Here is a 12430-nt window from a genome sequence, read left to right on the forward strand (position 1 = left end):
ACATATATAACCACCGAAAGATGGTGATCAATGATGGAACGACGAATATTTATCCGGCTTCGCCACCGAGTGCTGGCACATCCAGGGGATATTATTACCGTTGGAGATGCCGCGCAAATAGAAGGGCAGCTTCAGCTGATAAAGAAACTTTCGGCTATGCCGCTTTATCAGGTGAGCGAAAAAGATAAAAATATCGTAATTCTGGATATCATACAAGTCCTCAGAGCCATTCATTTACAAGACCCGACACTTGATGTTCAAACCGTAGGCGGAGCAGAAACCATTGTTGAAATTCAGTATCGAAAGCGAAATTTATCAACGGTTCTATTTATCGGTGTCTGGCTGCTTCTGTTTATTGGATCGTGTCTTGCCATCATGAACTTTCATGAGGATGTAAGCATGAGAGATGTTCATATCGCACTATATGAAATCATAACCGGAGAGAGGAATGACTATCCATATTTGCTTCAAATCCCATACAGCATCGGTTTGGGACTGGGGATGATCGTGTTTTTTAACCACATATTTAAAAAGCGCCTAAATGAAGAGCCCAGCCCGCTGGAGGTTGAGATGTTTAACTATCAGCTTGATCTCGATCAATATGTGGCCATGCATGAGAATCAAGAAACCATAAAGGATCTGCATGATCGTTAGTGTATTGTTCATTATTTTTGTCGGGCTCGGCGGAGGCATAACGGTGGGGGCGGGTTTCGTTGCTTTTTTAACCGTAATGGGAATCATTCCGCGGCTGATGCAGCTCACCAAAACAATGAGATTTGTTCAGGCTTATGAAGCGGCTGTTATTCTTGGCGCGGTTTGCGGGGGATGGGAGACGCTTCATATGAATCATCTTTATCTAACAAAATGGATAGCTGTGCCGGTCGGGCTTCTGGCAGGTTTGTTCGTCGGGATGCTAGCGGCTGCTCTTACAGAGGTTTTAAATGTCCTGCCGATTTTGGCGAAACGAATCGGGCTCAGAAGTAAAATCATTATTCTGTTAATGGCCATCGTGATTGGGAAAATCGCGGGATCTTTATTTCACTGGCTGTACTTTATTGACCATTCATAAGGAGGTTTCAAGATGACAAACATAAAAGAAAATTACAAATCAAAAGTGAAAACATATCAGCCTAAGCCGCCTTACGTCTGGAACTGTGTAAAAGCCTTTTTAGTGGGCGGACTGATTTGTGCAATCGGGCAAGGTCTGCAAAATTTTTATATCCATTTTTTTGATTTCAATGAAAAAACTGCGGGGAATCCAACAGCTGCAACGCTGATATTAATCTCTGCCCTGCTTACAGGGCTTGGCATCTATGACAGAATCGGACAATTCGCAGGCGCAGGTTCAGCCGTACCTGTCACAGGTTTTGCCAACAGTATGGCAAGCGCGGCTCTTGAATATAAAAGCGAAGGATTAGTGCTTGGAGTAGCGACAAATATGTTTAAACTGGCAGGAAATGTTATTGTTTTCGGAGTTGTAGCTGCATACATCGTTGGAATGATTCGGTTTGCTTTTGAGAAACTGATGTCATAGGAGGAGAAGAAAATGAAATTAACAGGAAAGCAAACCTGGGTATTTGAACATCCCATATTTGTCAACTCAGCGGGAACGGCAGCAGGACCAAAGGAAAAAGACGGACCGCTCGGCTCTTTATTTGATAAAACCTATGACGAAATGCATTGTAATCAAAAGAGCTGGGAAATGGCGGAACGGCAGCTGATGGAAGACGCTGTTAATGTTGCGCTTCAAAAAAACAATCTGACAAAAGATGATATTGACCTATTGCTGGCAGGCGACTTGCTGAACCAAAACGTGACGGCTAACTATGTGGCAAGACACTTGAAAATCCCATTTCTTTGTATGTTTGGCGCCTGTTCAACATCAATGGAAACAGTGGCTGTCGCATCAGCCTTAGTTGATGGTGGGTTTGCCAAAAGGGCACTCGCTGCCACTAGCAGTCACAATGCAACTGCTGAAAGACAGTTTCGCTATCCGACAGAATACGGAGGCCAAAAACCGGACACTGCTACCTCCACTGTAACCGGAAGCGGTGCAGTTGTCATCAGTCAGACACCGGGTGATATCCAAATCACAAGTGCGACTGTCGGGAAGGTTTCTGATTTAGGAATTACAGATCCTTTTGATATGGGATCGGCTATGGCTCCGGCTGCAGCTGATACGATTAAGCAGCACTTTAAAGATCTCAACCGGACAGCGGATGACTATGATCTAATCCTGACAGGTGACCTGTCAGGCGTCGGTTCTCCAATCGTAAAAGACATTTTAAAAGAAGATGGATATCCAGTCGGCACAAAGCATGATGATTGCGGGCTTCTGATTTACACTCCGGATCAGCAGGTCTTTGCCGGGGGGAGCGGCTGTGCTTGTTCAGCGGTTGTCACCTACTCTCATATTTTTAAGCAGCTGAGAGAAGGAAAACTAAACCGTGTATTTGTCGTGGCGACCGGGGCGCTATTAAGCCCGACGATGATCCAGCAAAAAGAAACCATCCCGACTATCGCCCACGGGGTTGTATTTGAGCGTGCAGGAGGTGCATCTTAATATGGACTACCTTTTGGCTTTTGTCTGCGGCGGGGCCATTTGTATCGTCGGCCAGCTGCTCTTGGATATTTTTAAATTGACGCCAGCTCATGTCATGACATCATTTGTTGTAATCGGTGCAATATTAGATGGTTTCGGCATTTACGATAAATTTATTGAATTTGCCGGAGGAGGCGCCACCGTTCCGATCGTCAGCTTCGGTCACAGTCTTCTGCACGGCGCCATGCATCAGGCGCATATACACGGATTTATCGGAATCGGCATGGGGATTTTTGAGCTGACCTCGGCCGGTATCTCAGCCGCTATTCTTTTCGCCTTTATCGTAGCTGTTATTTTCAAACCGAAAGGATAATGCCGACATGACGACAAAACGCAAGGTCATACTGGTAACAGACGGGGATGTTTATGCCGCTAAAACAATTGAATACGCCGCAAGCAAAGTGGGAGGCCGATGTATTTCACAATCAAAAGGGAATCCTTCCACCCGCAGCGGCGCCGAGCTTGTCAAGCTGATCGCCTCAGCACCGTATGATCCTGTATTTGTCATGTTTGACGACTCCGGCCTTCAAGGAGAGGGTCCGGGAGAAGCCGCTCTGACCTATGTCGCAACCCATCCGTCTATTGAAGTGCTCGGTGTGATTGCGGTCGCGTCAAAAACACATCAGGCTGAATGGACCAGGGTCGATGTAAGCATTGACCGCAATGGAGAAATAACTGAATACGGCGTCGATAAAGTCGGGGAAAGGGAATTTGATGACCACAGAATGAGTGGAGATACAGTCTATTGCCTTGATAAACTTGATCTCCCGCTTATTGTCGGTATCGGGGATATCGGCAAAATGGGCAGAAAAGACGATATCTCAAAAGGGTCGCCAATCACCATGAAAGCGGTCGAGTTTATTTTAGAAAGGAGCGGGTATCATGCCGGACCACAAGGAAGAGAAAATTCGGGTTTATCGGAATCCAGCTAAAAATGAAGAGTATTTCAAAAACCGTGTTGGGATGGGGACGAGCTATGATGTAGGTGTTCGCAAGCTCACGATTTTAGATAAAGAGATCCAGCTTTACTATCTAAATGGATTATGCGATACAGCCTATATTATTCATTTAATGAGAGAGCTTGTTGCCATTAACAATCGGAAAGAAGACCCTGATGAGCTGGTCGACATCGTCGAAAACAGGCTGCTTAACGCCCAGGTCGAAAAGGTAAAAACCTTGGATGAAACCACCGACCAAGTGCTGTCCGGGCTCGTCGCTGTCATTGTTGAAGGTGCAGGATTCGCATTTATAATTGACGTCAGAAGCTATCCGGGCAGAAACCCGGAAGAACCTGATACGGAAAAGGTAGTCAGGGGAGCCAGAGACGGATTTGTTGAAAATATCGTCGTCAATACGGCCCTTCTCAGAAGGCGGATCAGAGACGAACGCCTTCGAGTCAAGATGACTAAAGTTGGTGAGCGGTCAAAGACGGATTTAAGCATTTGTTATATAGAAGATATAGCTGATCCGGATCTGGTTGAGATCGTAGAAAAAGAAATTGCATCCATTGATGTCGATGGATTAACAATGGCAGACAAAACTGTCGAGGAATTCATTGTTAATCAAAGCTATAATCCTTTTCCGCTCGTGCGCTATACAGAAAGACCGGATGTGGCCGCAAATCATGTTCTAGAAGGCCATGTTATCATTATAGTGGACACATCGCCGAGTGTGATCATTACCCCGACGACTTTATTTCACCATGTGCAGCATGCTGAAGAATATAGGCAGGCGCCTTCAGTCGGGACCTTTTTAAGATGGGTAAGATTTTTCGGTATTCTTGCTTCTACTTTATTTCTTCCGATCTGGTTTCTCTTTGTGCTTCAGCCTGATCTGCTCCCGGACAACATGAAATTTATCGGTTTAAATAAAGATACGCATATCCCGATCATCCTGCAGATATTTTTAGCTGACTTAGGAATCGAGTTTCTCAGAATGGCTGCCATTCACACCCCGACGGCTTTATCGACAGCAATGGGTTTAATTGCCGCTGTTCTGATCGGGCAGATTGCGATTGAGGTCGGCCTTTTTTCGCCTGAGGTGATTCTGTACGTCTCACTTGCGGCGATTGGAACCTTTACGACGCCTAGTTATGAATTAAGCTTGGCAAACAAAATGAGCCGTCTTGTCCTCATGATACTCGTTGCCTTATTTCATATAAAAGGGCTCGTCATCGGATTTACAGTGCTAATTATTGCCATGACAAGCATCAAATCCCTTCAGACACCGTACTTATGGCCGCTGATTCCCTTTAACGGAAAGGCGCTGTGGCAGGTTCTTGTCCGCACAGCGAAACCTGGCGCAAAAGTAAGACCCAGTATCGTTCACCCCAAAAATCGCTTAAGGCAGCCTACCAATTCATAATCGCATTGAAACTGACTGAAGAGTATGATAATGTATGTCTTAATTATGAAGGGACAGTCCATAAAACTGTCCTTTCATCCATAAGCGGAGAAAGAGGGAATGACATTGTTCTTACACGGCACAAGCAGACAAAATCAACATGGTCATTTAGAAATCGGAGGTGTGGATGCTCTCTATTTAGCGGAGAAATATGGTACACCTCTTTACGTATATGATGTGGCTTTAATACGTGAGCGTGCTAAAAGCTTTAAGCAGGCGTTTGTTTCTGCAGGGCTGAAAGCACAGGTGGCATATGCGAGCAAAGCATTCTCATCAGTCGCAATGATTCAGCTCGCTGAGGAAGAGGGACTTTCTTTAGATGTCGTATCCGGAGGAGAGCTATATACGGCTGTTGCGGCAGGCTTTCCGGCAGAACGCATCCACTTTCATGGGAACAATAAGAGCAGGGAAGAACTGCGGATGGCGCTTGAGCACCGCATCGGCTGCATTGTGGTGGATAATTTCTATGAAATTGCGCTTCTTGAAGACCTATGTAAAGAAACGGGTCACTCCATCGACGTTCTTCTTCGGATCACGCCCGGAGTAGAAGCGCATACGCATGACTACATTACAACGGGCCAGGAAGATTCAAAGTTTGGTTTCGATCTTCATAACGGACAAACTGAACGGGCCATTGAACAAGTATTACAATCGGAACACATTCAGCTGCTGGGTGTCCATTGCCATATCGGCTCGCAAATCTTTGATACGGCCGGTTTTGTGTTAGCAGCGGAAAAAATCTTCAAAAAACTAGACGAATGGAGAGATTCATATTCATTTGTATCCAAGGTGCTGAATCTTGGAGGAGGTTTCGGCATTCGTTATACGGAAGATGATGAACCGCTTCATGCCACTGAATACGTTGAAAAAATTATCGAAGCTGTGAAAGAAAATGCTTCCCGTTACGGTTTTGACATCCCGGAAATTTGGATCGAACCGGGCCGTTCTCTCGTGGGAGACGCAGGCACAACTCTTTATACGGTTGGCTCTCAAAAAGAAGTGCCGGGTGTCCGCCAATATGTGGCTGTAGACGGAGGCATGAACGACAATATTCGTCCTGCGCTTTACCAAGCTAAATATGAAGCTGCGGCAGCCAACAGGATCGGAGAAGCGCATGACAAAACGGTATCAATTGCCGGAAAGTGCTGTGAAAGCGGAGATATGCTGATTTGGGATATTGACCTGCCGGAAGTAAAAGAAGGCGATCTTCTTGCCGTTTTTTGTACAGGCGCTTATGGATACAGCATGGCCAACAATTATAACCGTATTCCGAGACCCGCCGTTGTATTTGTCGAAAACGGTGAGGCTCATTTAGTCGTGAAGCGAGAAACATACGAAGATATTGTAAAACTTGATCTGCCATTTAAAACGGGTGTAAAGCAATAAAAGAAAGCGCCGATTTTTCGGCGCTTTTCTTATTTGAATATAGATACAATCGCATTCCAGATAGATACGAAGAAATCAATGACTTTCTGGATGAAGTTTTTGCCTTCATCTGATTCTATGAATTTCGTAATCTTATCTTTCGCTTTATCTAGCTGGTCACTGACCTGTCCCCAGTCAATGTCAGCGTTTTTCATCTTATTGAATAGGGAGACAAGCTGATTCTTTTGGCTGTCTGTAAGTGTGACGTTTAAATCAGAAGCTGCGTCATCCACTTGTTTTTCGATGTCAGCTTTATTATCAGGCACCCCGTTTTTAGCAAACTCTTCTTTGATTTTTGCAATCAGGGCTGCCGCATTTTCGTTACCGATTTTGTCTCCAAGCTCTGATGTCGTGACAAGCTCTTGGTTGGCGACCTGCTTAACATCCTCCGAGATCGCTTCGTCAGAAGAAACTTCATACGCCTTAATCAATCCAGTTAAAGCGGCAGTCCCGGATACTTCAAACGGTGCTGTAACATACACCTTCGCATCTTTCACACCGGCTGTCATCAGTGCATTCAGGTACATTTCATCTGTGATGCCGCTGATATTATGGGTCTCAACATTCAATCCGGAGCCTTTTTTGGCAATGGTGATTGACGATGAAGAAATCGCTCTCGATCCGATTTGCGCGTTTGATATATATTTTCCTAAATATTCATGTTCTTCTTTATTGGTCACGGTTACTGTTGTGGCATTATCAGGGACATTCATTTCATCAAGCACTTTTTGTTTGTCGGATTCTGACAAATCAGCACCCAGTGTTACAATGACATCTCCAACTGCGGCATCCGCGAGACTGACCTTCGGAACCGTCAGCAGCAAAACGGCCGCTGCCAGCATTCCAATCCAAATTTTCTTCAAAGCAGTTTGACCTCCTTCAATTTCACAAGCAGCTGGATAGTGCTGCTTTGTGAGGACCTGAATCATGAAAAATACAGTTCCGTTAGGTTAGACGGAGATAAAGAGATTCAGGTTTCATTTTTATTTTTTAGTAAAGCTCGGGAGATTCGTTTTCCCCCGAAAGGTGTGGTATAATAGCCGCGACAAGGAGAGACAGGCTATAACCTATCATACATAATCTCCTTTGAAAATTAAAATAAAGAAAGTAGGCATACAATTGAAAACAGGTTACTTTTTATTAGAAGACGGGAACAAAATTGAATTTGAACTTTATCCTGAAGCTGCACCTGGAACTGTTGCAAACTTTGAAAAGCTTGCAAACGAAGGCTTTTATGACGGGCTTACATTCCACCGAGTGATCCCTGGCTTCGTGAGCCAAGGCGGATGCCCGCACGGAACTGGTACTGGCGGCCCAGGATACACAATCAAATGTGAAACAGAAGGAAACCCGCATACACATGAGGCGGGCGCACTTTCTATGGCACATGCCGGAAAAGACACTGGCGGCAGCCAATTTTTCATCGTTCATGAGCCACAGCCTCATTTGAACGGTGTTCACACTGTATTTGGTAAAGTAACAAGCGGATTAGAATTCGCGAAAAACATGTCTAATGGCGACGTCATGAAAGAAGTTCGTGTAGAAGGCTAATCGGCAGGCAAAAGGCTTCCTCTTAGAGAGGAAGCTTTTTTTATTGGCCAAAAATGTTCAATAAAAAACCGCCGAATGCTGATGGCGGTTGGCAAAACCAGATGTTTAATTAGTGACCCCCGTGTATTGAATACATTAAAAAGTTTTGGTGACGTTCTGATCAGTAAATTGATGATTAATCATTTTAGCCTTGCTTACAAAGTTATTTTCAAAGACAATTCCTGTGTTTAAACCTCCGGAGCCAAACACAGATTTGGACAAAGTTAAAGGCCTGATCATAAAAGCGCCGCCTACGTTAATTACACTGTTCCCGGAAACGTTGTTTATATTAATGGGATAATCAATCATACTATCAAGTCTCCTTTCATATCATTCTATTTTTTATATGTATTAGTGCTAGAGTTGATTAGCGTAAACTTAATGGCAAAAATATTTAGGAGATGCCTGCCCATTGGTATTTTGTGGTAAAATAAATCAAATAAACGTGATGTAATGAAAAGGAGATCGCGATATGGACAACAAAGGCTGTAGAAAATGCGGCAGTACTGAAGCAGGACAAAAAGAAATAGCCACAACCGGCACGGGATTATCAAAGCTGTTTGACGTGCAGCATAACCGATTTCTAGTGGTTTACTGTAAGAACTGCGGATATTCAGAGTTTTATAATAAAGAGTCTTCAACTGCTGGGAATATATTCGATTTATTTTTTGGAGGCTGATCCATGTTTTCGAGCTTGAATGATTTTAAACATATTATGAAAGCAAAAAATGGGGTGCGGTTATCACCTGCGAAATAGGTTGCCGCCAACATTCCAGTAACCTTTATGACGTGAATTGTTTTTTGTCAAATGCCATGGGTATCATGGACTGGGACATCAATGGAATGCAGTAAATGAACAAACTGTTCCTAACCTCATGCCTTATATACGATCTAAAGATTTAGCATATGAGAACTCTCTTTCTTCTGAGTCCACCGCTTCTGAATTATGCGATTCATTTCTTTCAATATTTGCAGGCTTAGTTATGATCGACAAGAAAAAATAGGCATGATGTGGGTAGAAGATGAAGATTAACAGTTTGTAAAATCACTTCAATGGTCCTAATGGGATTTTTTTTCGATTCGTGATAACATAAATTGAAGACCGTTGTTTATTGGAGGAAATCAGTTGAAATCAGAAAATGTTTCGAAGAAAAAATCAATATTAGAATGGGCAAAAGCAATTGTGATTGCTGTCGTTCTTGCTTTGCTCATCCGCAACTTTATTTTTGCGCCGTATGTCGTTGATGGTGACTCTATGTATCCTACACTTCACAACCGTGAAAGGGTCTTTGTCAATATGACAGTCAAATACATCGGCGAGTTTGATAGAGGAGACATCGTCGTGTTAAATGGAGATGATGTTCACTATGTCAAACGTATTATTGGCCTTCCCGGCGATACGGTTGAGATGAAAAATGACCAGCTCTATATCAACGGGAAAAAGGTGGACGAACCTTATTTGGCGGCTAATAAAAAGAGAGCGAAACAGGACGGTTTTGACCATTTGACCGATGATTTCGGCCCGGTTAAAGTGCCTGATAACAAGTATTTTGTGATGGGTGACAATCGTCGGAATTCCATGGACAGCCGTAACGGACTTGGCCTCTTCACGAAAAAACAAATTGCGGGTACGTCAAAGTTTGTTTTCTACCCGTTTAACGAAATGCGCAAAACAAATTAGGATCAAGCAGTTTCCCATTGGGGCTGCTTTTTTTATATCTTTTTTACGGTCATCCCCTAAAAACAGAACATAAATTCGTATATCTATAGAAAAGAAATTTTTGCAGAAATGTGAAACATATTCCCGTTATGCATCGTTATATTAATAATTTACGAGAATTTACGGTTTTTTATTCATGAAAAAAAGGAATAACTCATATGAATGAATAGATTCATATTGGCTGGAGGTTTAGAAATGGGAAGAATAAAAACCAAGATTACCATTCTGTTAGTGCTTTTGCTTTTACTTGCAGGCGGTTATATGTACATAAATGATGTTGAGCTGAAGGATGTTCCGACAGCAATTGGACAAACCTTGTCCTCGGAAGAAGAGGAATACACCATCCAGGAATATAAAGTGACGAAAATTGACGGCTCAGAGTATCATGGAGTAGCAGAAAACGGAACGAAAATCATCTTCAACGGAAAAAAATTAAATCAGGATTTATCTGATATAAAAGAAGGTGACAAGATTAAGGCATACTTCAGCAAATCAAAGCGGATCGACGGATTAATCAAGGTTGCAAAAGTGAATGATTAACAAAACATCACCTTTCGGATCGAAGGGTGATGTTTTGTTTTTCTCAAATTGTAAGTTTATTTCATTGCGTACTTTAAAAAGGATCGCTATAATAGCCAATAAGGACAAATGAATAAAGATTGTATCCTTCGGGGCAGGGTGGAAATCCCGACCGGCGGTAGTAAAGCACATTTGCTTTAGAGCCCGTGACCCGTGTGCATAAGCACGCGGTGGATTCAGTTTAAGCTGAAGCCGACAGTGAAAGTCTGGATGGGAGAAGGATGATGAACCGCTATGCAAATGGTTCAAAAATGCATAGTGTTATTTCCTATTGCGTAAAATACCTAAAGCCCCGAATTTTTTATAAATTCGGGGCTTTTTTGACGGTAAATAACAAAAGAGGGGAGGGAAACAAATGGAAGAGTATTATATGAAGCTGGCGTTAGATCTTGCGAAGCAGGGCGAAGGACAGACCGAATCCAATCCGCTCGTCGGCGCTGTTGTCGTAAAGGACGGACAAATTGTCGGAATGGGCGCCCATTTAAAATATGGTGAAGCTCATGCAGAAGTTCATGCCATCCATATGGCTGGAGCACATGCAGAGAGTGCCGATATTTACGTTACACTCGAACCGTGCAGCCATTACGGAAAAACACCGCCATGTGCAGAATTGATTATCAACTCTGGCATCAAAAGAGTGTTCGTAGCGATGAGAGATCCTAATCCGCTTGTGGCTGGAAGAGGGATCAGCATGATGAAAGAAGCCGGCATTGAGGTAAGGGAAGGCATCCTGGCAGACCAGGCGGAGAGGCTGAATGAAAAATTTCTGCACTTTATGAGGACAGGCCTTCCGTACGTCACGCTAAAAGCGGCTGCCAGCCTTGACGGCAAGATAGCTACCAGCACGGGTGACAGCAAATGGATCACGTCAGAGGCTGCAAGACAGGATGCTCAGCAATACAGGAAAACACACCAAAGCATTTTAGTCGGAGTTGGCACAGTGAAAGCCGACAATCCGAGCTTAACCTGCAGACTGCCGAATGTAACAAAACAGCCGGTTCGGGTCATACTTGATACCGTACTCTCGATTCCTGAGGACGCTAAAGTGATTTGCGATCAAATAGCGCCGACATGGATTTTTACGACGGCACGCGCAGACGAGGAAAAGAAAAAACGGCTTTCAGCTTTCGGAGTGAACATATTTACACTTGAAACCGAGCGCATTCAAATTCCCGATGTTTTGAAGATCCTAGCGGAAGAAGGCATCATGTCGGTGTATGTGGAAGGCGGTTCAGCTGTTCACGGAAGCTTTGTCAAAGAAGGCTGTTTTCAAGAAATCATCTTCTATTTTGCCCCTAAACTAATCGGAGGAACGCATGCTCCCAGCTTAATCTCCGGTGAAGGTTTTCAATCAATGAAAGATGTCCCCTTATTACAATTCACTGATATAACCCAAATCGGCCGTGATATCAAACTGACGGCAAAACCGACAAAGGAATAGGATGGTGACCATGTTTACAGGAATTATCGAAGAAACAGGCACAATCGAATCCATGAAAAAAGCAGGGCATTCAATGGCCTTAACAATTAAATGCTCAAAGATTTTAGAGGATGTTCATCTTGGCGACAGCATTGCAGTGAACGGCATTTGTCTGACTGTCACTGATTTTACAAAAAATCAATTCACAGTGGATGTTATGCCTGAAACAGTCAAAGCTACGTCACTGAATGATTTAACAAAAGGAAGCAAAGTAAATCTGGAAAGAGCAATGGCGGCAAACGGCCGTTTCGGAGGCCATTTCGTCTCAGGCCATGTCGACGGAACTGCGGAAATCACACGAATTGAAGAGAAAAGCAACGCAGTTTACTATGATTTAAAAATGGACCCGTCATTAACAAAAACATTGGTTTTAAAGGGATCAATTACTGTGGATGGCGTGAGCTTAACCATATTCGGCCTGACAGAAGACACAGTGACGATCTCCTTAATACCGCATACAATCAGCGAAACGATCTTTTCAGAAAAAACGATCGGCTCTAAAGTGAATATCGAATGCGATATGATCGGAAAATATATGTATCGATTTTTGCATAAAGCCAATGAAAATAAGACCCAACAAACCATTACAAAAGCCTTCTTAAGCGAAAACGGCTTTTAGAGAGGAAGATTT

16 protein-coding genes, 1 pseudogene and 1 riboswitch are annotated in these 12430 nt (G+C 43.5%); of the genes and pseudogenes, 14 read left to right on the forward strand and 3 right to left on the reverse strand.

The window, feature by feature from the left end; translation table 11 throughout:
- The first annotated feature begins 33 nt into the window (after positions 1-33).
- The 8 genes from spoVAA (at position 34) to lysA (ending at position 6391) form a co-directional block, all read left to right on the forward strand.
- Positions 34-654 carry a stage V sporulation protein SpoVAA gene (gene spoVAA / locus SB658_RS04085; RefSeq protein WP_122894955.1) on the forward strand — a complete coding sequence of 207 codons (621 nt, stop codon included), beginning with the start codon at positions 34-36 and terminating at the stop codon, positions 652-654.
- Positions 644-1069: a stage V sporulation protein SpoVAB gene (gene spoVAB, locus SB658_RS04090; RefSeq protein ID WP_003230463.1), complete on the forward strand. Its 426-nt coding sequence runs from the start codon at positions 644-646 to the stop codon at positions 1067-1069. The genes spoVAA and spoVAB overlap by 11 nt, the downstream gene beginning before the upstream one ends.
- A 12-nt stretch (positions 1070-1081) precedes the next feature.
- Positions 1082-1534 (forward strand): stage V sporulation protein AC, encoded by a 453-nt coding sequence (gene spoVAC, locus SB658_RS04095; RefSeq protein WP_029726751.1) that lies wholly within the window; start codon positions 1082-1084, stop codon positions 1532-1534.
- Between the two features lie 12 nt (positions 1535-1546).
- Positions 1547-2563, forward strand: coding sequence for a stage V sporulation protein AD (gene spoVAD / locus SB658_RS04100; RefSeq protein WP_003230465.1), 1017 nt, complete (start codon positions 1547-1549; stop codon positions 2561-2563).
- A 1-nt stretch (position 2564) separates the two neighbouring features.
- Complete coding sequence (gene spoVAE, locus SB658_RS04105) at positions 2565-2915, forward strand: stage V sporulation protein AE (protein ID WP_003230467.1); 351 nt, start codon at positions 2565-2567, stop codon at positions 2913-2915.
- Positions 2916-2922: 7 nt separating this feature from the next.
- A complete protein-coding gene (gene spoVAEA / locus SB658_RS04110; protein WP_003230469.1) occupies positions 2923-3534 on the forward strand; it encodes a stage V sporulation protein SpoVABEA in 612 nt (203 codons plus the stop codon).
- Complete coding sequence (gene spoVAF, locus SB658_RS04115; RefSeq protein ID WP_088326393.1) at positions 3485-4966, forward strand: spore germination protein SpoVAF; 1482 nt, start codon at positions 3485-3487, stop codon at positions 4964-4966. Before spoVAEA ends, spoVAF begins: the two co-directional genes overlap by 50 nt.
- Before the next feature lie 105 nt (positions 4967-5071).
- Positions 5072-6391, forward strand: coding sequence for a diaminopimelate decarboxylase (gene lysA / locus SB658_RS04120; RefSeq protein WP_038430022.1), 1320 nt, complete (start codon positions 5072-5074; stop codon positions 6389-6391).
- Between the two features lie 29 nt (positions 6392-6420).
- Here lysA and SB658_RS04125 read toward each other — a convergent pair whose 3' ends face one another.
- Positions 6421-7293: a DUF1002 domain-containing protein gene (locus tag SB658_RS04125; protein WP_014480169.1), complete on the reverse strand. Its 873-nt coding sequence runs from the start codon at positions 7291-7293 to the stop codon at positions 6421-6423.
- A 256-nt stretch (positions 7294-7549) separates the two neighbouring features.
- Here SB658_RS04125 and SB658_RS04130 point away from each other — a divergent pair, with 256 nt between their 5' ends.
- On the forward strand, positions 7550-7981 hold the full coding sequence (locus SB658_RS04130) for a peptidylprolyl isomerase (RefSeq protein ID WP_003223931.1): 432 nt from the start codon (positions 7550-7552) through the stop codon (positions 7979-7981).
- 135 nt (positions 7982-8116) lie between these two features.
- Here the strand turns inward: SB658_RS04130 and SB658_RS04135 are convergent, their stop codons facing one another.
- Positions 8117-8329 (reverse strand): spore germination protein, encoded by a 213-nt coding sequence (locus SB658_RS04135; RefSeq protein WP_003230479.1) that lies wholly within the window; start codon positions 8327-8329, stop codon positions 8117-8119.
- 163 nt (positions 8330-8492) lie between these two features.
- On the opposite strand from SB658_RS04135, the gene SB658_RS04140 reads away from it, so the two are divergent.
- Positions 8493-8699 (forward strand): zinc ribbon domain-containing protein, encoded by a 207-nt coding sequence (locus tag SB658_RS04140; RefSeq protein WP_021481576.1) that lies wholly within the window; start codon positions 8493-8495, stop codon positions 8697-8699.
- Here the strand turns inward: SB658_RS04140 and SB658_RS04145 are convergent.
- Positions 8642-8880, reverse strand: a pseudogene (locus SB658_RS04145) (hypothetical protein). The gene SB658_RS04140 and the pseudogene SB658_RS04145 overlap by 58 nt on opposite strands.
- A gap of 266 nt (positions 8881-9146) precedes the next feature.
- Between SB658_RS04145 and sipS the strand changes: the two are divergent.
- The 4 genes from sipS (at position 9147) to ribE (ending at position 12418) form a co-directional block, all read left to right on the forward strand.
- Positions 9147-9701 (forward strand): signal peptidase I sipS, encoded by a 555-nt coding sequence (gene sipS / locus SB658_RS04150; protein WP_003246166.1) that lies wholly within the window; start codon positions 9147-9149, stop codon positions 9699-9701.
- A 234-nt stretch (positions 9702-9935) separates the two neighbouring features.
- Complete coding sequence (locus SB658_RS04155) at positions 9936-10280, forward strand: hypothetical protein (RefSeq protein WP_003230488.1); 345 nt, start codon at positions 9936-9938, stop codon at positions 10278-10280.
- Positions 10281-10400: 120 nt separating this feature from the next.
- A riboswitch (FMN riboswitch) is annotated at positions 10401-10545 on the forward strand.
- Positions 10546-10674: 129 nt separating this feature from the next.
- A complete protein-coding gene (gene ribD / locus SB658_RS04160; protein ID WP_077671404.1) occupies positions 10675-11760 on the forward strand; it encodes a bifunctional diaminohydroxyphosphoribosylaminopyrimidine deaminase/5-amino-6-(5-phosphoribosylamino)uracil reductase RibD in 1086 nt (361 codons plus the stop codon).
- A 10-nt stretch (positions 11761-11770) separates the two neighbouring features.
- A complete protein-coding gene (gene ribE, locus SB658_RS04165) occupies positions 11771-12418 on the forward strand; it encodes a riboflavin synthase subunit alpha (RefSeq protein WP_014480161.1) in 648 nt (215 codons plus the stop codon).
- Positions 12419-12430: the final 12 nt, after the last annotated feature.

It is taken from the genome of Bacillus sp. SIMBA_008 (assembly GCF_046535495.1).
Lineage (GTDB): Bacteria > Bacillota > Bacilli > Bacillales > Bacillaceae > Bacillus > Bacillus subtilis.

Excerpts from the sequence above, each read along its gene's own strand:
- spoVAA (WP_122894955.1), top strand. The coding sequence starts at position 34 with ATGGAACGACGAATATTTATCCGGCTTCGCCACCGAGTGCTGGCACAT.
- spoVAB (WP_003230463.1), top strand. The coding sequence starts at position 644 with ATGATCGTTAGTGTATTGTTCATTATTTTTGTCGGGCTCGGCGGAGGC.
- spoVAC (WP_029726751.1), top strand. The coding sequence starts at position 1,082 with ATGACAAACATAAAAGAAAATTACAAATCAAAAGTGAAAACATATCAG.
- spoVAD (WP_003230465.1), top strand. The coding sequence starts at position 1,547 with ATGAAATTAACAGGAAAGCAAACCTGGGTATTTGAACATCCCATATTT.
- spoVAE (WP_003230467.1), top strand. The coding sequence starts at position 2,565 with ATGGACTACCTTTTGGCTTTTGTCTGCGGCGGGGCCATTTGTATCGTC.
- spoVAEA (WP_003230469.1), top strand. The coding sequence starts at position 2,923 with ATGACGACAAAACGCAAGGTCATACTGGTAACAGACGGGGATGTTTAT.
- spoVAF (WP_088326393.1), top strand. The coding sequence starts at position 3,485 with ATGCCGGACCACAAGGAAGAGAAAATTCGGGTTTATCGGAATCCAGCT.
- SB658_RS04135 (WP_003230479.1), bottom strand. The coding sequence starts at position 8,329 with ATGATTGATTATCCCATTAATATAAACAACGTTTCCGGGAACAGTGTA.
- SB658_RS04140 (WP_021481576.1), top strand. The coding sequence starts at position 8,493 with ATGGACAACAAAGGCTGTAGAAAATGCGGCAGTACTGAAGCAGGACAA.
- SB658_RS04155 (WP_003230488.1), top strand. The coding sequence starts at position 9,936 with ATGGGAAGAATAAAAACCAAGATTACCATTCTGTTAGTGCTTTTGCTT.
- ribD (WP_077671404.1), top strand. The coding sequence starts at position 10,675 with ATGGAAGAGTATTATATGAAGCTGGCGTTAGATCTTGCGAAGCAGGGC.
- ribE (WP_014480161.1), top strand. The coding sequence starts at position 11,771 with ATGTTTACAGGAATTATCGAAGAAACAGGCACAATCGAATCCATGAAA.